General features: G+C 42.7%; 18 protein-coding genes. 4 read left to right on the top strand and 14 right to left on the bottom strand.

The genetic code is table 11. The features are described 5' to 3' along the window. Positions 1–159 precede the first annotated feature (159 nt). From ilvD to V7K67_RS01910, 3 genes are all read right to left on the bottom strand, one after another. Complete coding sequence (gene ilvD / locus V7K67_RS01920) at positions 160–1,845, bottom strand: dihydroxy-acid dehydratase (protein WP_334731940.1); 1,686 nt, start codon at positions 1,843–1,845, stop codon at positions 160–162. 246 nt (positions 1,846–2,091) lie between these two features. Beyond that, positions 2,092–3,633 (bottom strand): phytoene desaturase family protein, encoded by a 1,542-nt coding sequence (locus tag V7K67_RS01915; RefSeq protein ID WP_334731938.1) that lies wholly within the window; start codon positions 3,631–3,633, stop codon positions 2,092–2,094. A 664-nt stretch (positions 3,634–4,297) separates the two neighbouring features. Then, the gene (locus V7K67_RS01910; RefSeq protein WP_334711190.1) at positions 4,298–5,896 is read right to left on the bottom strand and encodes a peptide ligase PGM1-related protein; all 1,599 of its coding nucleotides are present in this window, start codon (positions 5,894–5,896) and stop codon (positions 4,298–4,300) included. 521 nt (positions 5,897–6,417) lie between these two features. On the opposite strand from V7K67_RS01910, the gene V7K67_RS01905 reads away from it, so the two are divergent. The 3 genes from V7K67_RS01905 to V7K67_RS01895 all read left to right on the top strand — a co-directional run bounded on the left by V7K67_RS01905 (position 6,418) and on the right by V7K67_RS01895 (position 12,992). Beyond that, a complete protein-coding gene (locus V7K67_RS01905; protein ID WP_334731937.1) occupies positions 6,418–7,290 on the top strand; it encodes an SDR family oxidoreductase in 873 nt (290 codons plus the stop codon). 218 nt (positions 7,291–7,508) lie between these two features. Continuing rightward, entirely contained in the window at positions 7,509–7,766 is a 258-nt protein-coding gene (locus V7K67_RS01900) for a hypothetical protein (RefSeq protein ID WP_334711192.1), read from the top strand. 1,677 nt (positions 7,767–9,443) lie between these two features. Further along, positions 9,444–12,992, top strand: a complete 3,549-nt coding sequence (locus tag V7K67_RS01895) for a PA14 domain-containing protein (protein ID WP_334731936.1) — start codon at positions 9,444–9,446, stop codon at positions 12,990–12,992. A 356-nt stretch (positions 12,993–13,348) separates the two neighbouring features. Here the strand turns inward: V7K67_RS01895 and V7K67_RS01890 are convergent, their stop codons facing one another. From V7K67_RS01890 to V7K67_RS01875, 4 genes are all read right to left on the bottom strand, one after another. Next, positions 13,349–14,899: a mercuric reductase gene (locus tag V7K67_RS01890; protein WP_334731935.1), complete on the bottom strand. Its 1,551-nt coding sequence runs from the start codon at positions 14,897–14,899 to the stop codon at positions 13,349–13,351. 213 nt (positions 14,900–15,112) lie between these two features. After that, a complete protein-coding gene (locus V7K67_RS01885) occupies positions 15,113–15,886 on the bottom strand; it encodes a TVP38/TMEM64 family protein (RefSeq protein WP_334731934.1) in 774 nt (257 codons plus the stop codon). Next, positions 15,855–16,049 (bottom strand): hypothetical protein, encoded by a 195-nt coding sequence (locus V7K67_RS01880; RefSeq protein ID WP_334731933.1) that lies wholly within the window; start codon positions 16,047–16,049, stop codon positions 15,855–15,857. The genes V7K67_RS01885 and V7K67_RS01880 overlap by 32 nt, the downstream gene beginning before the upstream one ends. Before the next feature lie 140 nt (positions 16,050–16,189). After that, entirely contained in the window at positions 16,190–16,912 is a 723-nt protein-coding gene (locus tag V7K67_RS01875) for a carbonic anhydrase (RefSeq protein WP_334731932.1), read from the bottom strand. A gap of 471 nt (positions 16,913–17,383) precedes the next feature. On the opposite strand from V7K67_RS01875, the gene V7K67_RS01870 reads away from it, so the two are divergent. Beyond that, positions 17,384–18,706, top strand: coding sequence for a hypothetical protein (locus V7K67_RS01870; RefSeq protein ID WP_335165038.1), 1,323 nt, complete (start codon positions 17,384–17,386; stop codon positions 18,704–18,706). 652 nt (positions 18,707–19,358) lie between these two features. Here V7K67_RS01870 and V7K67_RS01865 read toward each other — a convergent pair. The 7 genes from V7K67_RS01865 to V7K67_RS01835 all read right to left on the bottom strand — a co-directional run bounded on the left by V7K67_RS01865 (position 19,359) and on the right by V7K67_RS01835 (position 24,592). Then, positions 19,359–20,087 carry an ABC transporter ATP-binding protein gene (locus V7K67_RS01865; protein WP_334706673.1) on the bottom strand — a complete coding sequence of 243 codons (729 nt, stop codon included), beginning with the start codon at positions 20,085–20,087 and terminating at the stop codon, positions 19,359–19,361. A 62-nt stretch (positions 20,088–20,149) separates the two neighbouring features. Further along, complete coding sequence (locus V7K67_RS01860; RefSeq protein ID WP_292717925.1) at positions 20,150–20,377, bottom strand: indolepyruvate ferredoxin oxidoreductase subunit alpha; 228 nt, start codon at positions 20,375–20,377, stop codon at positions 20,150–20,152. 144 nt (positions 20,378–20,521) lie between these two features. Further along, positions 20,522–21,736 (bottom strand): ATP phosphoribosyltransferase regulatory subunit, encoded by a 1,215-nt coding sequence (locus tag V7K67_RS01855; protein ID WP_334731930.1) that lies wholly within the window; start codon positions 21,734–21,736, stop codon positions 20,522–20,524. Beyond that, positions 21,736–22,695 (bottom strand): J domain-containing protein, encoded by a 960-nt coding sequence (locus tag V7K67_RS01850; RefSeq protein ID WP_334706668.1) that lies wholly within the window; start codon positions 22,693–22,695, stop codon positions 21,736–21,738. Before V7K67_RS01850 ends, V7K67_RS01855 begins: the two co-directional genes overlap by 1 nt. Before the next feature lie 74 nt (positions 22,696–22,769). Then, positions 22,770–23,582: an inositol monophosphatase family protein gene (locus V7K67_RS01845; protein ID WP_334706667.1), complete on the bottom strand. Its 813-nt coding sequence runs from the start codon at positions 23,580–23,582 to the stop codon at positions 22,770–22,772. Positions 23,583–23,652: 70 nt separating this feature from the next. Then, entirely contained in the window at positions 23,653–24,234 is a 582-nt protein-coding gene (locus tag V7K67_RS01840) for a thermonuclease family protein (protein ID WP_442943737.1), read from the bottom strand. Beyond that, a complete protein-coding gene (locus tag V7K67_RS01835) occupies positions 24,224–24,592 on the bottom strand; it encodes a 2Fe-2S iron-sulfur cluster-binding protein (RefSeq protein ID WP_179063903.1) in 369 nt (122 codons plus the stop codon). The genes V7K67_RS01840 and V7K67_RS01835 overlap by 11 nt, the downstream gene beginning before the upstream one ends. Between the last annotated feature and the right edge of the window lie 40 nt (positions 24,593–24,632).

Below are 24,632 nucleotides of genomic sequence, written 5' to 3'. Positions count from 1 at the left end.
GTGATCGCTCCGAATCTAAAGTTATAATTTCCACAGTCATTTCACCCCACACGCAGAATTTCTGGGGCATTATATTCTATATCCACACCTTGAATAAATTGATAAGCCTACACTGTACCGTCCGGTATAGTGTAGGCAGTTGAAATTATGTCAGGTTAATTAAAACAAGTCCAAATCTGTCACAGCACCAATACTACTAGAAGATACCAATTTGGCATATTTCGCCAACACGCCTTTAGTGTAACGTGCAGCGGGAGGTTGCCAATTGGCACGACGACGGGCCAATTCTGCTTCAGATATATTCAATTGCAATAGACGAGCGGGTGCATCGATAGTAATACTATCGCCTTCTTCTACAAGCGCGATCGCACCACCAACTGCTGCTTCTGGAGCAACATGACCAACCACCATGCCGTAAGTACCGCCAGAAAAACGTCCGTCGGTAATTAATCCCACAGCATCACCCAAACCAGCACCGATAATTGCAGAGGTGGGAGCTAACATTTCTCGCATCCCAGGGCCACCCTTAGGCCCTTCGTAGCGGATGACTAGAATATCACCAGGTTGAATTTTACCCGCTAAAATTGCATCTAAAGAAGCTTCTTCCGATTCAAACACTCGTGCAGGTCCGGTAATCACTGGTTTTTTCACCCCGGTAATTTTGGCGACAGCCCCTTCTGTTGCCAAATTACCTCTGAGAACGGCTAAATGTCCTTGGGGATACATTGGGTTATGCCAAGGACGAATCACATCTTGATTGGCCGATGGTTCTGCTGGGATGTCTGCTAATATCTCTGTAATTGTTTGACCGCTAATGGTAAGACTATCACCATGTAATAAATCATGCACGAGTAGCATCTTCATTACTTGGGGAATACCACCAGCTTTGTGTAAATCTGTGGCGACATATTTACCACTTGGTTTTAAATCACACAAAACGGGAACACGACCACGGATAGTTTCAAAGTCGTCTATGGTTAACTCTACATCAGCGGCACGAGCGATCGCTAATAAATGCAACACTGCATTGGTCGAACCACCCACCGCCATGACTACAGAAATGGCATTCTCTAGAGATTTGCGGGTGATAATTTGGCGAGGCAAGATTTGTTTGCGGATCGCTTCGACTAATACAAAGGCTGATTTCTCAGCGCTATCGGCTTTTTCAGCATCTTCCGCCGCCATTGTCGAAGAATAGGGTAAACTCATCCCCAGGGCTTCAAATGCTGAAGACATGGTGTTAGCTGTGAACATTCCCCCACAAGAACCAGCGCCAGGACAAGCCCTAACTTCAACTTCTAATAATTCCTTTTCGTCAATTTTTCCAGCACTGTATTGGCCAACAGCTTCAAAAGAACTGACAACAGTTAAATCGCGTCCGTTGTAGTGACCAGGTTTAATGGTACCACCATAAACAAAGATCGCAGGGATATTGATCCGTGCGATCGCCAGCATTGCCCCTGGCATATTTTTATCACAACCGCCAATCGCTAGTACACCATCCATACTTTGTCCAGTACAGACGGTTTCAATGGAATCGGCAATGACTTCTCGCGACACTAGGGAATATTTCATCCCTTCAGTTCCCATCGAAATGCCATCGCTAATGGTAATTGTGCCGAAAATTTGCGGCATGGCCCCGGCGGTTTTAATCCCAACCTCTGCTCTGAGCGCCAGTTGATTTATCCCCATATTACAGGGAGTAATCGTACTGTAGCCATTGGCAATGCCTACAATGGCTTTGTTGAAATCTTCATCTTTAAAACCAACTGCCCGCAGCATAGCCCGATTGGGCGATCGCTGCACCCCTTGCGTCACAATTTGGCTTCTCAAATTCTCCGACATCTTTTTTCCTTCCCTGGCTCATCGCTTGTATTGCGATTGTATTATCTGATTTTCTCATGCCTGGGCGGTGCGATCGAGCCTGAGTAAGGATTAGTAATTTTGGATTTATTCAGATGTGCATCGTTGCCAAATCCGCCAACAAGGTTTTCATTGCCAGATCCACCATTAATCACCACTTTACCTTCAATGATGAGGACGGCTTTACTCGGCTCTCAGGTACAATTGAGCGATTTCATGCTAGAAAAATTAAATATACTTGATATCCTGAAGCATAGCCAAATGCTTATGAACAGGTGCAAGGGTATTGGCAGCAATCATTCCACTGGCGGCGACTGCTGGTAAACCAATACCGGGAAATGTCGAATCTCCACAGCACATCAGTCCTGCTAGAGGTGTGCCAGGGCCAGGAAACATGCCAGAACCAGCCGGAATTGCTGGGCCGTAGGAACCTTGATGACGGCGCAGAAAACGTTCATGGGTTAGAGGTGTACCAATAAGTGTGACTTCGCAACGAGAGCGAATATCTGGAATGATCCGTTCTAAAGCTTGCCACATTAATTCTGCACGCGATCGCTTTTGTTCGGCATATTCCTGCTTTCTTCTATCCATTCCCTGCCAGATAGCATACGGCTCATTACCAGGAGTATACACATGAATCACATGTTTACCTGGTGGTGCTAGGGATGGATCGAGAATTGACGGGATTGATATTACTACAACATTTTGAGGTGCGCTCACGCCCAATTCCCAGTTATTAACGACGATGTAATGACACCGCAAATTTGACTGTAATCCTTGAGCATCAATGCCTAGATGTAGATGCATAAAGCTATCACACTCAGGCGTTGCCTGTCGTTTTGTGCAGTACTGTTTGGGTATTGCCTTTTCTGGTAGTAGCTTCAGTGTGTCCCAAACCGAAGCATTAGAAATCACTGCCCTATTTGCCCGAATTTCTTGGCGATCGCGCAGACGCACACCCACGGCGCGATCGCCTTCTACCAGCACTTGCTCCACATGAGCGCCCAATATCAGCTTCCCTCCGTGACGCTCTAGCCCTTGTACAAGGGTGTCAACTAAAGCACCACTACCACCAATGGGATATTCAAGTACTGCATCTGGTCGATACCAATCAGCAAACATAAATGCTACCTCTGCGGCACTAGTACCATCTGCGGACAATCCAGAAAGCAAAAAGCATAGCAAATTGAGCCAGTTTCGAGTAAATGGGTCTTTAACAACACCATCCATAATCCGGCTGAAGGGGCCCGTCAACTTGATAATATCTGCCAGATGTTTTACCAAAGATGGGGCAAAGGGGCCGACAGTTCTAGCTGCACCAAGATCAAAGCGTAATGCCACTGGTGGTATGGAAGTTGCTGCACTAGCAAATGGTTCCATCACACGTTGGAGTTTCTGCCATTCAGTTACAGCATTATGACCACGGAATTTCATCAGTACTTCACAAAATTGTTCGGCACCAACTGACGTGTCAAAATCACCTTCTGGTAGACAACAACCCCAAGTATCGTAGGTTACGCATGGTAGTTCAGAACCAATGGCATCTAGCACTTGTCTCAAAGGGTTGGCAGAGGGGCTGTAAGAAAGTCCAGAGTAGAGGGATGGGCCAGAGTCAAATTTGAAACCGTTGCGCTCAAAGCTATGGGCGGCGCCACCAGGGATAGAGTGGCTTTCGCAGACTATTACATTAAAGCCATACCGTGCCAAAAGAGCAGCACAACTCAAACCACCAATACCGCTACCAATGACAATTATATCTGTATTTTGCATATCTCTATTCTATAGTCCTAAATATCGCATCACTAGATAAATAACTGAAAGTCTTTTATCTAAATATTTCACTTTATTTATAGCTGGAGGCGGCTTTAAAAAGCAACAGCTTTTGAGTATTAATTTGTAGAAAAATTTTCTATTAGACTAGATTTTTTGAAGATAAAAACTACTATTAAAAAGCCTTATAAGAGGTAAAGTTTATTTTATGATTTTATGTCTAATTGCAAGCATTAGTAATTTAAGCATCTTGCTCATAAGCTGTTACGCAGCTTGATTGTATATAGCACTCCTGATTGTTAAAATACACGTAGGGTATGAAAGCTTAAAATAGTGCATTACCCGGATTTCTCACCACATCTCAATAATTAAATAAGTAATGAGTAATGAGTAATGAATCTTACTTATTACTTATTACTTCGCCCGTGAGGGGAGCAGGGGAGAGTTCAATCTGCCAAGTTCAATCCCTTCTCTCCTTGTGAGAAATGCGGGATTAGACGTAGGTTGGGTGGAGCGGAGCGGAGCGCAACCCAACATATATCAGGATGTACTGAAGGAAAGAGTACTCCTTCCCTCGGTACTCTACGCGAACTGAGAAACAAGCTACGCTAAGGTCCCGGAGAGAGGCTTTAAAGAAATTTCTTGCCCAGTCCCCAATCCTTAACTACAATTCATCCCAAACCACGGGAAAGGAATAATCTGAAAACGCGGAAAAATCATGATTTTCGCTACGGGTTTCTTCATCTAGAACTTTGATAACTTTGTTATAGATGTCTTGTGCTTGTTGCGGGGAATCACCAATGCTGGTTAATCCCAACTTGCCAAACTGCGAAAGGCAACCCATAAGATGAAACACTGTGCCCGTTTCTGTACCGCTGTCAAAGTGCAGTCTGTGGTGAGCAATGATATCCATCAAATCATTGGGTAATAATCCCTGATAGCGTTCTTTTTGCAGGTTGTCAGTAGCAATGTAGTATTTGGGACGACCTTGCTGACTATAAAATAAACCTGTGGAAAGGTCATAGCGTCCGTTCGTTAATAATTTCAGGGTCATGAATGGATGAGTTGTACCGCCTTTACGTAGGTTGATTTCGATCGCCTGAATATCCCACTCTCCGTTACCCTTGTCAACGGCGATAAAATCTACACCAAATCGCTCTAAAGTGCCTTTCTCTGCTAACTTTCTGCCAACTTGTAGTCCCAATTGCTGTAATTGCAATCGATATCTTTCATCAGCGGGAAAGCGACAACCAAGATAAATCTGACCATCTGGTCCTCCGAGAATTTGGTCGTGGGTTGAAAGGATTTCTACTTCACCTGTGGGTGTGATCCGTCCTTGGACGCTGGGCGATCGCTTAATTTTTCCTTCTACAAATGCTTCAGAAATTGCCCCTAATTCCGGGATTCTCCCCGAAAAATTATCCCAAGTCTCTTGTTTTGCTTGAAAGCGCATTGTTGAGAAGCGATCGCTAATTGCTGCTATCCTTTCAGCATGAGTAGCTTTTCTTGGTGCTAAATTCTCAATCGGTCTAAGATCCAGCAAGGCGTTTCCCTCTCCAGAAATACCTTCGTTGAGTTTTACTACTACCCGTTGTAATGTCGGTTGTCGTTCCCACAAATCAACGGTAGCCTTTGTCAAACTCGTGTGGTTCCAAACTTTTTCGCTGCCATCTGGATGTGGTACTCCACTTTGGGCGAAGATTTGCCGACTACCACTTTTTGTCCCCCAAATCTGTAAATCTGGTGCAGCAGCATACAGTGGTACACCTAATTTTAAAGACAATTCGCCTTCCCAGTGCGAAGAGTTGTAGCAGATCATAAATGATTTGTCTAGCCTCAAAGATTGATGAATCCGCTCTAGTAAGCGGGGGCGTTCTAAAATCTTTTGGCTGAGAGGCTTAAGGGAAGAATCGTAAGTAGAAAGTAACAGCAAGCGATTGCGAGCATGAGAAAAGGGAATTCCTGGCAACAGTTGCAGATAATAATCAATGATACTCGGATGCAACGGTACTGATGTTATATAAATCAGCCGAGTTCGGGGATTCCGCAATCGAATTAAGGAAAATAGTAATCTTTCTTCATAATGTTCGCAGCCTTCGATCTTTTGGAGTTCGCGCTGGTCAAGACTGATGGAGGGAATAATTAAAATGTCTGCTTCACTATTATCAAATAGCTCGCTAGTTTTCCAGCGATCGCGCAGGGTTAATTGTAAGTGGCGAAACTTTTCAACCTGTTCTAACTCGGAAATATTTAGTGTTGCCATAAATAACCCCTGCCCTCTAATGATCTCAATGTAGCGCACCACGCAAGCTTTTGGAAGATGTAGAGTTGTCGTGTCAAGATTCAGTTAGTTTTGCAATAAATTTCAGAAAATCTGCAAGGATAAATCAAACTCTAGCAACCCGCAGAGCCACCACTTATTTAATTTATTTTCAGTCTTAAGGTTGAGCTAATTGCAGTTTACTTTACCTCTAGGGAGCGATAGATTACAGCAACATAATGGTTAACTTGAAAGCAGATGGAAAAGATAAGCTTTTCATAACATCAGAGTTGTGTACTTATTTTTCATTGTCATGTAAGCTGCATACAGTTGCTAGAAATAAGTAAGTTTGGCAAACATCCAGGATATAAATGCCTAAAATTACAAATTGCTAGTGAGAGTCAAAGCAAAAACTAAACCTTGGGTTGAATTTTCGATTCAAGGTTTAGTTTTGAAATGGTGAATGGGAGAGAATGACCCATTAACAGCACCCAATTCAATATTCAATTACCAAGACAAAAACTATGGCTAAATCAAAAGAGCAAAAAGAGAAAAAATTGCAACCGCCACAGCAACAAGAAGCACCGGGTACTGAATCAAAAATGATACCAAAACCCAAAGCAGATGATGCTCAGTATCGGGGTAGTGGCAAGTTACAAGATAAAGTAGCATTGATTACGGGTGGAGATAGTGGTATTGGTCGTGCTGTTGCGATCGCATTTGCTAAAGAAGGTGCAGATGTGGCGATCTTTTATCTCAACGAACACGACGATGCCAAAGAAACAAAACATTTGGTAGAACAGCAAGGGCGTCGCGCAGTAACCATTGCAGGTGATATTGGCGATGAAACTTTTTGTCAGCAAGCCATACAGCAAATAGTTGGTGAGTTTGGCAAACTCGATATTCTCGTCAACAACGCCGCCGAACAACATCCGAAAGAAAGTATCGAAGAAATCACCGAAAAACAACTAGAGCGAACTTTCCGCACTAATATATTCTCGATGTTTTTCATGACTAAAGCTGCACTCAAGCATTTACAAGCGGGCAGTTCTATTATCAATACAACATCGGTAACAGCTTACAAAGGTAGCCCACATCTCCTAGATTATTCCTCTACAAAAGGTGCGATCGTTGCCTTTACTCGTTCCCTATCACAAAATTTAGTGTCAAAAGGAATTCGCGTTAATGCTGTCGCGCCAGGGCCAATTTGGACACCTTTAATTCCCTCAACTTTTCCTGAAGAGAAAGTTGAGAATTTTGGAAAGCAAGTACCAATGCAACGAGCCGGACAACCAGAAGAAGTTGCTCCCAGCTACGTATTTTTAGCCTCTGACGATGCTTCTTATATCTCTGGACAAGTGCTACATGTTAATGGTGGAGAAGTTATCAATGGGTAAGTAGAATAGCTAGGAATTATTTAATTTTGGATTTTGGATTTTTCTTTTAATCCAAAATTTTAAATCAAAAAATTAAAATTGCTAGAATTTGGAGTCATAAGTTTTTACTTATTAATTCTTAACTCTACCCTCCTCGTCTTCCATTGGAGGGATGAGTCAATGTTGAAATATTGATAATCTATCTAACAGCGTACATTTAAGAAATAATAACTACGTATATGGCATCTCTTACACCACTGCATGGCACAGAATTAGTAGATTGTGCTAGAGCAAATGCCAAGCAAGGAATTGAAACTGCTGCTTATCAATGTGGCTATGGTCAAGACCTCAACAAATTTGCACAAGAACTCAGACAAGCTTGTGAAGAAATGAATTTACAAGTGAAAGAACTCAGTGGATTGATTACTGAACAGGACTTGATACTAGAATTGGGTACTGGCGAAATTATTGCTCCAAAGACGGAATCAGAATTGTAAAAGTTAGTCATTACCCGAATTTCTCACTAATAGGGTGGGGAGGTGCTGCGTTGCACAAAGTGCTCGATATGAAGCGCCCATTCTCAATTCCTCCTCATTCTCCCCACACCCCCCACACCCCTCAATTTCTCGCTTGTGAGAAATCCAGGATTAGTCATTGGTCACTGGTCATTAGTGAAGAGGGCGATCGCTACTTCTAATCGTCCTTACAGAAAATAAGCCCAAACAGTAGCGATCGTACTAAGTACAGTCCACCACAAAAGAGTATGGAATTTAATCATTTGTAGGTTGAGTGGTAGCAAGATCCCCGTAGGGGTACATAGTGAAACTCAACATCAGCCCTCGATATTTCCGAACCCCTTTTACAGTAACTTGTACTGAATATGTGTAGTAGCGTAACGTACCAAAGCCTTCAGATGGTGTGTTATGCCTCTAGCACCCTACGTAATATTTAAAAAATCAAACACGAGTCCTTAGAGTTTAAATTGTTTGTCTCAGTCAAAGTCCCCTTTCTTCAGCCAGTTTGAACTAGGTTGCTGCCTCTAGTCTAGGGGAAAGATGGGAATGGGCAACGTTGTACTTGTAATTTTTATTTTTGAATTGTTAAAATTTGAAATAAATTGAAACCTTTTGTAATATAACGCGACAGTAAAGGTTTCGGACGCAGATAATTTCTTTCGTCTAGCGATCGCAGAGCATCTTCTTGCCGTAGCCCTTTCGTAGAGAAGCTATCGCATGGCTATTTGCTGGATAGTCTACCTACAACAGAGTTACTTAAAAAGTAAACTATATCTTTGCTGTTTCTTGTAACCAAGATATGAATTGACAGTCAAGATGAAGCATATATAAATAATACCTTTTTAAAATCTTTAAATATAAAAAATTTTCTTTATGCAATTTTCATATAATTAATAACCATCTGGATAAAAAGTATGAGATTATCCTGTAGTTGGCAATTTTCATTTAAAGATCATCAAAACTTTGATATTCCTTTAAAAAAGGACATACTAATGTAAATTTTTAAACAAAAATTCACAAAAAAGATAGACATAATACCGAGATATAGTGTCAAATGTGTAGTTGATTAATCCAAGAATAATACTTAAGTGGAACAAGTAAAATTATTACTTTTAACTAATTAAGTATGTATCTATCTTAATCAAATGTTGCTTTGTCTCAAACTTTATGCACCTGCACATCATTAAGATTAGAAGCTTTAGAGAATGGTAATTTATAATTTTTGATTAAATTCACCAAAATTCAGAAATTTGTCGAAAGAAAACAGAGATTAGTAAGGACTAATAAGCCCTTTTGATAGTCTTTTTTAATCTTTGCTATACGCGTTTTTCTACATTTTCTTTATCTGAAAATAGGTAAAGATATAGGAAGATATATTTTAGCGTCACACTATTTTATTTTAGTGTTAATACAAATAGGCAGCAAATTAGTAAAGCAAATGAACACAGGAGAATATACATAATCAATAATTTGTATTAACAGTTGAGTCAAATAGTATCAATATAGACAAGTGTATCAATAGGCAGATAAGGATTTTCTTATAAATATACTTAAGCTATGCTCAATACACATTTTTTGTTGAAAGCATTAAACATAAAACTAATCCCAAAGCATTAATTATGGGATTAGTTTTAGAACTATTGTGAGGCATATATCTCAATGAGTGAATTAAACAATCAACTATTAACAACTACAACAACTGCAACCACAAAAACTGCTGCTACAACATCTCCTCTAGATCCATCACCTAGTCTTGTCTCCCGGGCTAGCGCCAGCGTGCTATCCCAGGGAAATGGGTTGACAGGACAGTACTACGACAACATCGACTTCACCAACCTAAAGCAGACCCGCACAGATGCGACGGTGAACTTTAACTGGGGTAGTGGTTCTCCAGATCCGTCCATCGGTGCAGATACTTTCTCAGTGCGTTGGACAGGTCAGGTAGAAGCCAAGTACAGCGAAACTTACAATTTCTACACCACCGCTGATGATGGTGTGCGGTTGTGGGTGAATGGTCAACAAATCATCAATCAGTTTGTCGATCAATCAGCCACAGAATCCACTGGCTCAATTGCACTGGTTGCAGGTCAGAAGTACGATATTAAACTTGAATACTACGAAAATCAATACTATGCCCTTTCCCAACTGGCTTGGTCAAGCGCCTCTCAAACCAAGCAAATTATTCCTCAGTCTCAACTGTATAGTAGTGCCAGCACACCTCCATCTCCTACACCTTCATCTCCTATAATTGGTAACGGCAACGGACTCCAAGGACAGTACTACGACAACATCGACTTCACCAACCTGAAGCAAACCCGCACAGATGCGACGGTGAACTTTAACTGGGGTAGTGGTTCTCCAGATCCATCCATCGGTGTAGATACCTTCTCAGCGCGTTGGACAGGTCAGGTACAAGCCGAGTACAGCGAAACTTACAATTTTTACACCACTGCTGATGATGGTGTGCGGTTGTGGGTGAATGGTCAACAAATCATCAATCAGTTTGTCGATCAATCAGCCACAGAATCCACTGGCTCAATTGCACTGGTTGCAGGTCAGAAGTACGATATTAAACTTGAATACTACGAAAATCAATACTATGCCCTTTCCCAACTGGCTTGGTCAAGCGCCTCTCAAACCAAGCAAATTATTCCTCAGTCTCAACTGTATAGTAGTGCCAGCACACCTCCATCTCCTACACCTTCATCTCCTATAATTGGTAACGGCAACGGACTCCAAGGACAGTACTACGACAACATCGACTTCACCAACCTGAAGCAAACCCGCACAGATGCGACGGTGAACTTTAACTGGGGTAGTGGTTCTCCAGATCCATCCATCGGTGTAGATACCTTCTCAGCGCGTTGGACAGGTCAGGTACAAGCCGAGTACAGCGAAACTTACAATTTTTACACCACTGCTGATGATGGTGTGCGGTTGTGGGTGAATGGTCAACAAATCATCAATCAGTTTGTCGATCAATCAGCCACAGAATCCACTGGCTCAATTGCACTGGTTGCAGGTCAGAAGTACGATATTAAACTTGAATACTACGAAAATCAATACTATGCCCTTTCCCAACTGGCTTGGTCAAGCGCCTCTCAAACCAAGCAAATTATTCCTCAGTCTCAACTGTATTCATCAGCTATTCAGACCGCTATCACATTAGGATCATCTTCCGCGACTGTGAATGAGGGCAGTGGTAGTGTTACCGTGACTCTACTCAGGAATGGTGATTTAAGCGGCACATCTTCAATCAAGTATGCAACTATAGCTGGTACTGCCACAGCAGGAGTTGACTACGGAAGTGAAGGTGTGGAAAGCGCCGGAACGCTTATTTTTGCACCAGGACAAAGCAGCACACAGGTGTCTATTCCGATTATTGACGATTCCTTACCGGAACCAGATGAAACCTTTAGTTTTGTCATCGATCAGGCAGTGGGGGCAACACTAGGAGTTCAAAGAACTATCGGAATTACGATTCAAGACAACGATCGCTCTAGTATCGACTTCTCCCAGCCAGTAGTTAATGAGGGTGGTGGTTCTGCGACGGTGACAGCTACACGAGGTAACGCTACGGGGGTCGCTAGTGTAGACTACACAACCCTAGATGGAACTGCTAAAGTTGGAACTGACTACCGGGCTGTATCTGGAACCTTAAGTTTTGCAGTCGGACAAACTACCAAGACCATTGTTATCCCCATTATTGATGACAACGTTGGGGAATCAAATGAAACATTTTCTTTGAGATACAGTAATGCAGTTGGAGTGCAGCTAACTAATCCACAGTCAACTATCACTATTATTGATAATGACTCTGGTAACTTTGCTTTAGATACAGTAGCTTCTGGTTTGAATCAACCTACAGCTTTTGACTGGTCACCTGACGGCAATACCCTGTTCGTTGCCCAGAAAGATGGGACAGTGCGAGTTGTGAAAAACGGCACTTTATTAGCAACACCATTTATCAATATTTCTGGAGAGGTAAATGATACGCGCGATCGCGGTCTGTTAGGCATTGCCGTAAACCCAGGTTTTGGTCAAAGTCCAAACGGTAACAACTATGTTTATCTGTTGTATACCTACGATCCACCAGAAACCAATCCAAACAATGCTAAAAACAATCCCAATAGCACATTGGACGATCCTGACCAGAATGGGAATCGTACTGCACGGCTAAGTCGCGTGACAGCTGATCCCAACACTGGTTACACTACTGCTATTGCTGGCAGCGAATTTGTGCTACTAGGCACAAATGGTACTTGGGCGAATATCAGCCATCCAGATGGAAATAGCACAGATGTCTCACTTGGCTATGCACCATCAGGAATTATCAACAAAGTTACTGGTAAGCCCTTTACCAGCTTGCAGGATTATCTCAATAATCTTGATAAAGTCCAAAATGTCCAGAATTTTATAGCCAATGATAGTGAATCTCACTCAATTGGTTCTGTGCGCTTTGGTACTGATGGTTCTCTGTTTGTTAGCGTAGGAGATGGTACTTCCTACAATGGGATAGACCCCCGAGCAATTCGCGTCCAGGATAAGAATAATTTGTCCGGTAAGATTCTGCGGATTGACCCGATTACTGGTCAAGGCTTATCAAGTAATCCTTTCTACAACGAAACCAACGACCCCAATAGCAATAGTTCCAAAGTTTATGACTTAGGTCTGCGTAACCCCTTCCGTTTCACAATTGATAAAAGAACCAATACCCCCTACATTGGTGATGTTGGCTTCTCTACTTGGGAAGAGGTAAATGTCGGAAAACCAGGAGCTAACTTTGGCTGGCCATTCTATGAAGGTGGCCTTGATGCAAATGGTAATACTGTCAGCCTGAAACAACCAGCCTACGCTTCCTTACCTACTGCCGCGCAAAACTTATACAATCCTGGCACAGCTGCGACAGCACCACTGTACACTTACAAACATTTTGGTTCTAATTCGATCCTCGTGGGTGATTTTTACACAGGTAATACTTTCCCCTCAATCTATCAAGGTGCTTTATTTGTTGGTGATTTCAGTCAAGGAACTATCGATGCTTTGATATTAGATAGTCAGGGCAAGGTTGTCTCAGTTAAGCGATTTGCTTCCCAAACAGATAGACCTAATCTAGGGCTGCCTACACAAATCACCACTGGGCCCGATGGCAATTTGTACTATGCAAACTTGACCGGAGGCGAGATTGATCGCTTCCGACCTGTTTAGTGATGACCTGAAGGAGGGCAGGAGGCAGGAGGTAGAAAGAAGGAAGTAACTCTGGGAACGCTACGTAGTCTAGAGGCTGCATAGCGCAAGAATCCCCATCTATAATCTCTGATTTAGATGGGGTGCGTTCAATCCTGTACTTTATCCCGGATTTCTCACCAATGCTCAAAGCCTGTGCAGGGGAGCAGGGGAGCAGGGGAGAGTTCAATGTGCCAAGTTCAATCCCCTCCGCCCCTCCGCCCCTCCGCCCCTCTGCCCATCTGCATTTCAAACTTGTGAGAAATGCGGGTTTATGCCTCATCTAGTTGAAAACTGCTGTATCAGTGAACAGTCGCATAACTGTTCACTGATTTTGCTTAAGATAACTTTGTCAAAAATCCCAACAATTTTTTTGTATTTGATCTCAGGAGTGTTCGACGATAAGCGTCAGCTGCTTTTTTAATAGCTTCAGCTTGAGTGGGATAAGGATGAATTACACTGCTTAATTTACTCAAACCGATTTTATTTACAATTGCCGTAGTCACCTCTGAGATCATCTCACCCGCGTGACTGGCAACAATAGTTGCACCGATAATTTCATCAGAACCCTTTTTATGGTGGATTTTGAGAAATCCTGACTCTTCATCATCTGCGATCGCTCGGTCTACACTACTAAAAGGTATCTGAATTGTTGTCACCTCAATACCCAATTTTTGCGCCTCATGTTCATACAACCCTACGTGAGCAATTTCTGGGTCAGTATAAGTTACCCAAGGCATCACCAGACTACTGAGTTTCGAGCGTCCCAAGCCAAAGGGAGAAAACAGGGTATTTTTAATTACAATCCGCGCTGCTGCATCAGCAGCATGGGTAAACTTCCAGTTCATACAGATATCGCCAGCTGCATAAATTTTAGGATTGCTTGTCTGGAGATAATCATTTACCTTTACACCTTGGCGCTTGTCGTATTCCACCCCTACTGATTCTAAATTCAAACCTTCCACATTTGGCGATCGCCCCGCACCGACTAAAATTTCATCGACTGTCACCGAATCTCGATGACCATTGGTAGAAAAGTAAAGCCGTTTTCCCTCGGTGACAGTTACCACTTCTTCCAACTTGGAATTCAGTACTACCCGAATTCCTTCGCTAATCAAAACCTTTTGGAGAATTTTAGCAGCCTCAGCGTCTTCCTTATTGAGAAGATGAGAACCACTATGGAAAAGCACCACCTCACAACCCAAACGCCGGAAAGCTTGCGCCAATTCGCAACCAATGGGGCCGCCACCAATCACCGCCAAATGTTCCGGCCGTTGAATCAAGGAAAAAACCGTCTCATTTGTCAGATAACCCGCCTGTTCAATTCCCGGAATCGACAGTTGTGCAGCTCTTGCACCAGTAGCAATTACAGCTTTTTTAAACTTGAGGGTTTTGTCGCCAACTTCCACGGTATTTTTACTCGCAAATCGACCGCTACCCAAAAAGACATCGACACCCAAGTTTTGAAACCGCTCCGCCGAGTCATTATGGCTGATATCAGCTCTTACCCGCCGCATCCTTGCCATAACTTTGGAAAAATCAACATCAATATTATGTTGGGGAATATTAACTCCTAAGTTTTTGGCATTCAAGATTTCGCCAACGACGCGAGCAGAACGAATAATAGTTTTAGATGGTACGCAACCAACATTTAAGCAATCCCCACCCATGAGATGCTTTTCAATCAACGCCACCTTTAAACCCAAATCCAGACCTGCTGCACCCGCCGCCACCACTAATCCCGCCGTACCAGCACCAATTACTACCAAATCGTAAACATCGGTGGGTTGAGGATTAACCCAATTTGGTGGATGGACGTAAGACAGCAACTTTTGATTATACTCATCTACTGGGCGAATTGTGACTCTTTCTAAATCTGAATTGGTCATTGGCAAAACCTCTTTTAAAATTAAGAATCCCAATCAATTTAGGCGGCTCAGTCTTTTATTTTTTATGCTTGTTTAATAAGGAATACAGCCTTTGAATTGTTTTGTCCGTTTGGGAATTGACAGATACAATTGCAGCTTTCGTGTATAAACGTTTCAGCAACCAATAATTTACAATAGGAGGCAGAAGACAGGATATAAGGGAGCTGTCCACCTCTACAATTCCTCTTCTAAAGCTTTGCGTGCAATGCGGGTTACATAAACCGTCACGGTGACTGTTGCAATCAAACCAAAAATGCGAATTGCCCATTGTAAAGTAGGGTTGCTAGGTTGAGCTTCAGTACCAATCATGGCAAGATTACCTGCAAGGGAACCAATATAAACATACATGATGGTTCCAGGAATCATACCCAAGGAGCCGATAAAGTAATCTGGAAGTGAAACTCCTGTAATGCCAAAGGCATAGTTCAGCAAATTGAAAGGAAATATGGGGGAAAGTCGCGTTAACAGGACAATTTTTAATCCTTCTTTACTAACCGCTTGGTCAATGGCGGCAAATTTTTTGTTATCTGCGATTTTCTGAGCAACCCAACTTCTTGCTAAATAACGTCCCACAAGAAAAGCAGCGGTAGCACCAAGAGTTGCACCAATAAACACGTAGAGAGAACCCCAAACGGCACCAAAAATTACACCAGATCCTAAGGTAAGAATAGAACCAGGGAAAAAAGCAACGGTAGCAATAACATAAAAACCAATAAAAGCTATGGCTCCCACCGCACCCAGGCTATCAATCCAGTGCAAAGCATCTTTTAAAATTGCTTGGGGATTGAAAAAATTTAGATTTGCAGATTCTTGTGCCAAAGCTGGGTCTGTGTTTAACGAAAAAGCAGTCGCCAATATCAGTAATATTAATACACTGAAGCTAAAAAAATTCTGCAAGTTTCTGGTATCAATACTTTTAAATATCTGAATTATTGTTAGTTTTTTCATGAATTGTTATTTCTTCTATTGCCACACTTTGAACTAATTCTTTCTGAGCAATTTTTGTGACATACACAGTCACAGCAACAGTGGCAATCAATCCAAGCACTCGCATTATCCATTGCCAGACTTGAGTTTCTGGAGCAATTGCTTGATGCGAGGTGTCAATCATGGCAAGATTACCAGCTAAAGAACCAATATAAACTTATAAATCAAGCAATGAATTTAATTAATTTCCAAGATTATCAATAAAAATAATTTTATACTAAGATTTTTTATAAAATTATGAAAATCTTAAAAGCTGTGAGATATTCAAGTAATAATGTTGACTTTACCAGTGTCAATATCGTAACAAGCACCAACAATTTTTAGTTTACCGTCACGGAGAAATTCAGCTAAAATAGTTGAGCTTTCTTGCAATTTTTCAGTTTGATACTGAATATTGGCTATAACCACATCCTGCATATTATCACCTGTGCTGAACTTTACCCTTTCTACAGATGGTTTGATGCCCTCAATAATTAAACCAATTCTGCCAGGAAGTGGTTCGTTTTTGATTGCTTCTGCTACTGCACCGCATCTTCGATGACCCAAAACCACAATCAACTGCGAACCTAATACTGCTGTAGAATATTCCAGACTACCTATTACCGTGTCACTGACGACATTACCAGCAACTCGCACGACAAATAAATCTCCAAGCCCTTGATCGAAGACGATTTCCGCAGGTACTCTAGAATCTGCACAGCCCAATATAGCCGCAAAGGGATACTGAGCTTTAGCAACTAATCGTAGACGTTCTAGTGATTGATCGGGATATTGACGTTTTTGCTGAATAAATCTTTGATTACCATCCAGCAAGCGTCTGACGGCTTCATCTGGACTGATTTGATTAGGGTTAACTGGGTGAATATCAGCAACAGCAGTTTGCTCTGAATTCCAAAAGCTATCACCAAAACTAGTAGCTGCAATACCTACCACACTGGCGAATTTTAAGAAATCACGCCGCCCTAAAAATCCATTAATTCGACTCATCAATCTACCTGACAACAACAAAGCTGTTCCCAAGAAGATATCAGACTTAAGCAAGATGTAGGAGTACCTTATTACACGATTTAAGAGTCATTTAATCTTCACGTTAGAGCAGATTTTAAAACCTATCTACCATACAGATTGACTGTTATATGCGTCAAGTAAATTCCATATTATTTGTCAAATTGAAAGCTAGGGTTAGCCAGAAATAGGATAGTTTTTCTAATACATCATCATCTAGTGACGAAAAAGTATAATTTCTGTCAAAAGCTAAACCTGGATTTCTCACCACATCTCATTAATTAAATAAGTAATGAGTAATAAGTAATAAGTAAGATTCTTTACTCATTACTCATTACTCATTACTTCACCCGCGAAGGGAGCAGGGGAGCTTGTGAGAAATGCGGGTAAAACCCTCTATTGTTTGTATTTCCTGTATTTTTGGGAATACTTAACAGAGTACTGGCTATAGATATGGCTTTTTTAAACAAAATAAACTGGAATTTACTACGTAAAAATGCTCCAAATAGCTCTGGGATAATTCCGTCTGCTCCCAGTTCACAACCTTTAGTGCAAAAGCAACCTGCGACATCATCAACCCCTAAAAACCTTGCTGAATTAGAGCATGAAATGGAGTTAGAGAGGCGGGTTCTCAAAATATCCCCTCAGCAACTACATCGTAAAGCCAAGCGGGGTATAGGTAATAGACTTATTTGGATAGCAATACTTATAGGCATTCCCAGTGGTGTAATTTGGGTGGCGAACCAGCCTTACCCAGTGATTCGCCGTCCGGTGATGCTCCATGCACCTTTTTTGTTGCTACCCAGCTACATCAGCATGGATAATCACTATCGGCAGGCGTTGGTATCAGTTGAGCAAGCTGAACAATTGATTGAAAAAGCTACCAGTCCCGCTGATTTGGCTTTGGGAGAACAGAAGCTACAAGAAACACAAAAACATTTAGATCAGTTACCAACTTCCTTTGTCAACGATTGGCCACAGTATAGATATTGGTGGTATGACTCGCGATTCAGTATCTATGGTTTTAATGCATTTCGGAGTAAAGTTGGGCAGCTAGAAGCTCAGGTTTTTCAAGAAAAGAATGCTCAGTCGTTACTTACCGATAATATGCAGACCTTCTTGAATGCAAAACAGCAATATGAACGGGCGACAACAGCAATTGATAAACAGACTGCAATCGCTGCTTGGCAAACGGCCCTGAATCAATTTGAGCAGATTCCTGGTCAAACTCTGGCAGGAAAAACTATACAAAATCAACTAGATAATTATAAGCGTGAGTTTCAGGAAGTTGTTGGATTGGCAGCGGGGAACGATCGCATCAGTGCCTTAATCACCGCAGCGCGACAATTTTCTTGGCAAGCTGCTAAAGCTGGTCAAAATCCGCCGCACACTGTTACTGAATGGCGACAGATAGAAAATTTGTGGATAGAGGCAATTGAACGGTTGAAGGAAATTCCTTCAAAAGATGTAGCAGGTTATACCGAGGCACAGAAGTTATTAGCAATTTATGAGGCTAATTTAGGTCAAGTTAAGGTTAGACGGCAAGCCGAGACAGATGCCGTGGAGGCTTTGGAGGCAGCGCAACGAGAAATCGAAAGCTTGTTGGCTTCAATTCCTACGGATGCTCATGATGGGGAGCGCAATCGTGTATTGAGCCAATTGCAAAGTATTATTCATCAATTAGAAAAGGTACAAAATGGCACAACAACCTATTTGAAAGCTCAAGAATTACTACTATCAGCAAATAATAAATTAAGACAATTACAGATTAAATAAATGGTAGCGATCGCTTGGGTATGTTAATATCTCCGCCAAAAATATTTACAACAGAATGAATCGGCTGTAGGCCCCTACATCCATATCAGGTATTTCCTGAAATGGTATAAGTCCATTTGTACTATGTGTTTTCTGTTTGATTTCTAGCCAGTTGTAGTGAAGCGGTGACGTTGGCGCTGCATCCACCTTAAGGTGGTTCGGAGAGCGTCAGCGTCAACAACTGGCCATTGGGTGGGATTTTGAGATGGGAATTAATCCCTTGTAGAATTTTCTCAATGTCCCTGTAACCCTGCTGATATATCAATTAAAACTGCAACAAAAAAATTTTGGATGCCAAATTGCCAAAAGCACTCAACATAATTACAAATTGCTAATGAGGGTTTTGGCAAATGGGAGTAATTTACGTTTTGGTCAATTTTTTCTGAATGAATGTCCTGTTTTGTCTTTTGACTAGCTGTAGATGTGATTAGAAACGCAAGGATTATTGGGGAGAATTCTTTGAGCATCGAAAACGACGGTCGCGGCAGTGGCAGGATTTATATTAGTTATAGAATAGCGTAGGCACAGCCTAAGCTAGGCATCGCTATCGCCTAGTGAAGCTCCTATATTAAACTGGTGTTATGTTGAATGGGGCAAGAGTGATTAAAAAGAATTAATGTCTCTTACCCGCTCCCAGATATAGCTCACCCACTTTCGGGTCATTCAACAATTCTTCACCAGGGCCGGAGATCGCATCACGTCCCGACTCTAATACATATCCACGATTAGCCATCTCTAAAGCCTTACGGGCATTTTGTTCTACTAATACGATCGCAGTACCAGCCTGATTAATTTGTTTAATCTGCTCAAACACTTGTGTCACCAAAATCGGCGACAAAGCAGCAGATGGTTCATCTAAAATCAGCAAACCAGGTTCCAACATCAAAGCTTTGCCCATCGCTAACATCTGACGCTCTCCTCCAGAGAGAGTACCAGCGCGTTGACGACGGCGATCGCTTAGTCTGGGGAACATGGTAAATATTTTATCTTTAATTGGCTTCAGGGGAACATTAAGCACAAAAGCACCCATCTCCAAGTTCTCTTCAACACTGAGGGAGGGGAAGACATTGGCGATTTGTGGTACGTAGCACATTCCTCGTTGGACAATTTGATTGGACTTTAGCCCCACGATATTTTCACCTTTGAAGGTAATTGTGCCTGTGTGGGGAATCAAAAGCCCAAAAATTGCTTTTGCTAAAGTAGATTTCCCCGCACCGTTGGGGCCAATCACTGTCACCAATTCCCCTGGTGCAACCTGAAAATTCACACCTTGCAGGATATCTACATCTTTGATGTATCCAGCGTGAACATTTTGAACATCTAGTAAATAGTCATTTGTCATTGGTCATTGGTCATTTGTCATTGGTCAACAGTCAAACATAACTATTGACTGTTGACTATGGACTATTGTGGGGTTTTTTGCAACTCTGGTCGTTCTTCTGCAAGAATCGCCCCTTCTACTGGGCAAACTTGGAGACATATACCACAGTCGATGCAAGTGGCAAAGTCAATCCAGTACCAATCAGTTCCCTTGGCATTTTTACCTGGGCCATCATGAATACAAGCTACTGGACAGGCATCTACGCAGTCAGCAACGCCTTCACAGACTTCTGTAACAATTGTGTGCGGCATGTTCTCGATTCCCTCTTTTCTGTATCGGCTATTTCTAGCCTAGCAGGGGACTGGGGATTGGGGACTGGGGAAGAAGCAAGGGGGCAGGGAGCAGGGGGAGACAAGAAGAATAACCGATGCCCCATGCCCCATGCCCAATGCCCACTAAAGCAATGGTTCTATTTTTGGTGAGCCATCAGCTTTGATCCAGGCAATTTGAGCTATGCTGCGATCGCCTGCATATTGGCGAATAGCATCAGCATCCCTTCCTCCTAAATCAATTTCTACCCGCACCAAATCAGTGGAATCTCTGAGTTTTTGCGCGTAGGCAAAAGCGGCGGCGTTAGCACTGGCTGTCTCTGGTGCTACTAACCAGTCACTCGCTGGAGTTACCTGTGGTAATTGCTGAGTAGATAACAAAACCTGGTATAAATCTTCGATATTCAGTCCAAAACCAATTCCGGGAATGTTTTCTCCTTGAGGATGATATAGCCCCAAAAGCTGGTCATAGCGACCACCACGCCCTAAAACTCTGGCTTGGGATTCGGTATCGTTGACAACCTCAAAGACGATACCAGTGTAGTAATCTATAGTTTGGATCAGGCTGAGATCGAGGATTAACGGTAGTTTTTTCTCGGATTCTAGTAATTCTACTAGGGATTTAAGGTTATTCACTGCCTCTCGCTGTTCTTCATCAAGATCCAAACTACTGACTTTTTGCAACACATCTGCACTTGGCCCGCGTAAATCCAGGATGATTTGGGCACGATCGCGGAGTTTATCGCTGAGGGGTAAATTATCTATGGCAATGCGATCAAGATGAGCGATCGCACTGCGAACTTGATCTTGGAGATTGTCAGGAAAGGCACTCAGGAGCGATCGCGTAATTCCCGCCTCACCTAAAATTAAATGCCATCCCTGCAAACCCAGTGCTTCTAAACAATCTGCTACTAACAGCAGGACTTCGGCGTTTGCTAGCAATCCGCCAGCACCTAGCAACTCCACCCCAGCTTGATAAAACTCTTGTTGGCGATTGTGTCTACTTTCCCAAGTGCGGCGAAACACATTGGCATTGTAGTACAACCGTTGTGGATAACGCAGACCTGCCATCCGAGTGACAACAGTACGAGCAATAGAGGCTGTTAATTCTGGACGTAGCCCTAACTCATCATCTTCGCTATTTTGTTGTAGTTGAATCACCATCTGACGCTGAATTGCTTCCCCTGCCATTAGGGTATCCATCCGCTCTAAAGTCGAGGTGATAATCCTGTGATATCCCCAACGATGAAACACCTGTTGTAACCGCTCTTCAATCCAGCGTTTTTTCTCCACATCCAAGGGTAATAAATCCCTGGCTCCCGCTGCTGGTTGATACACCATTATTTTTTCTTCCCACCAAACAAACCACCGAACAAACCACCACTACCAGATTTATCTGGTTGCTTATCTCCATTATTGGGGGATGAAGTCACCTTATGATCGCTAATTTGTTGTCCTAAAGCCTTATCTATTTTAGGTTTCCATTGCAGAGCCGTTTCGTCACTGGGGTCTAATTTTAAAGCATTGTCAAAGTGGATTTTTGCCATTTTTAGCTGATTTTGCTTCAAATACACCATTGCAATTAAGCTATGGCAGCGACTATTTTTAGGTTCTAGCTTTAGGGCCTCTTGCAACTCTACTTTGGCTTGGGCAAACTGGTTTTTCTCAATCAAAGATTGAGCGCGACGAACATACTGTTCTACAACCAAGCCATCTTTTGCTGGCGCTGGTGCTGGCGCTGGTAAGGGATTTTTTGGTGTATTTGGCTGAGGCGTAGATGATTGGACTTTGGGTTGAGCCGGTGGCGGTGCTGTGGGTGATTTGCTCACACTCCGCATTAAATACACTAAATTCAACTCGCTAGCTTGGGCAATGACTTGCAGCGCTTGGTCTAAAGAATCATATTGGGTTTGGGCTAGTTTCGCGATCGCAGTTTTATAGAAATGATCGGTATTAGCCGCCTCAACTAGCTGTTTAGCCAAGTCAGTGTTTAGAGTTATCGAAGTAGACTCTTGTACGAGGCGCTTGCCAATTTGCGACAAAATTAGAATATATTCAGTGCGGGTGCGATCGCCGACAAGTTTTTCGTAAGCTGGGTTAACCAGCTTTGATAACAATTCGTTACCTAGCTGTTTTTGAGCAGCCGTTTCAGTAAAGCTACTGTCTGGATGCAAACGGCGAGCGACTTGGAGATAGCGTTTGCGAATCTCTTTGACATCCGCATCAACTGGAACGCACAATACTGCGTGATGATCTATGAAATCATATTTAAATAGTCCGCGGTCTATTTTAAAAGACATATAGAGGTTTTACACCAAAGGAGCAGTTCGATTCCTCTTAGTTTACCCAAAGTCGGAGGGAAAGCCCCCACCTACTACACCCAGGCTGACAGTGGTGGAACTCGTAAAAGTTCGCTACTGAGGGAGTCGTGAATATAACCATTTGTGGCGAGAATTCTACCTGACTCAATTTTGACGGCAGTGCCATCGTAGGCGGTGACTTTGCCCCCAGTTTCTTGTACCAAAATTATTCCAGCGGCAATATCCCAAGGGGAAAGTCCCCGTTCCCAGTAACCATCAACACGTCCACAGGCAACATACGCCAAATCTAGCGATGCGGAACCGCTACGTCTGACTCCTTGAGTAAGATGGGTGAGGTGACTAAATTCTGCGTAGTTGTTATCAGAGGTTTCACGGCGATCGTAGGCAAATCCTGTTACTAGTAGGCTTTTACCCAGTTCAGATGTTGCTGAAACCTTGATGGGCTGACGGTTACGCGTTGCTCCTAAGCCAGCAGCAGCACTGAATAGCTCATTATGAAAGGGGTCATAAATGACACCAACTTGGGGAACACCATTAATTAACAACCCGATGGAAACAGCAAAAAATGGATATTGATGAGCGTAGTTGGTTGTGCCATCTAGAGGATCTATTGCCCAGAGGTATTCATTTTCTTGATTACCTAATTTCCCTGATTCTTCAGCAAGAATAGAGTGCTGGGGAAAATGGCGACGCAAAATTTCTAAAATCAACTCCTCTGAGGCTTTATCAGCAGCGGTGACTAAATCACCAGGGCGTCCTTTTTCAATAATTGCGTCTTCTAACTTACCCAAGTAACCTTGCAAAATAGCACCAGCAGCTAAGGCTGCTTCTGTAGCAATATCTAGAAAAATTTGTAGATTAGTCATTAGTCATTAGGTAAAAAGGGCAGAGGTGTGGAGGGAAAACTCTTCTTCCTTGCTCCCCAGTCCCCAATCTTCAAAGATTTTGGCGGCGAAACTCGGGGGGAGTGAGGCGCATGGGTTTTTCTGGGTTCCAGATTCCTTGGCCCATGAGTCTCGCCCATTGTTGGGCACGTTCTAAACGCTGATCATACTTGTGGTTGGGCGATCGCCCCACAAACATTGCATTCCCTTGTTTGACTAGTTCTTCATTTAACAACACATTATTTTTCCACACATAAGCTAGAGTTCGTCCGATTTTGTCTTTTGCTTCTAAATCAAACTCCAGCGTTACCAATTGTTCTACACCACCAATTAGATTCTCTAACTGTTCTTTTGCTGCTTCCCCCCAAGGGCGCTGTCGCAAATCTGGAGCATCAATACCAACTAACCGCACTTGGGAAATCAAATTTGGTTGTTCAGCCATGCCTAAAACTTCCAAGCTTTGCCCACTAACTACCCGTGCTACTTTCACCTGGGCTTCACTGTTCGGCAGTTGGTTTTTAGCTTGGCAACTCACCAAGAGCAATAAGCAACCCAAAATAGCTATTTTTCGCACCCAGCCACCAAAATGTAAAGGCATCAGAAATTCGGTGATTTTGAATTGTTTATTCCTCATCTAAGGGTAAACCCGCTTTAATTCTCCCCCTAGCAAAATAGCGTCCAAATTGGAGTTCGTAGACTTCATCTTCGTCTTGTGTCTCCACTTCCAAGTCAGAACGGGGATAACTCACACACAGCAAGGCATAACCTTGGCGACGTAAATCTGGCGATAAGCCGATCGCCTCTGGTTGATAAATTTCTCCTGACAACACTCTCACAGCACAAGCGGTGCATGCCCCGTTGCGGCAGGAAAATGGTAGTTCTACCCCTTGTTTTTCGCCAGTATGCAGGATGTAGCGGTCTTCTGGCACTTCTAGGGTGTATGTTTTGCCAGTGGCGCGATCGCGAACTTTAATTGTGTATGTACGGGACATCTGGATTTGCGTTTTAGGATTGGGACTTTCAGATTCTTGA

This window comes from Nostoc sp. (assembly GCF_036917155.1).
Taxonomy (GTDB): Bacteria; Cyanobacteriota; Cyanobacteriia; order Cyanobacteriales; family Nostocaceae; genus Nostoc.
This window is presented reverse-complemented; position numbering and strand designations above follow the sequence as displayed.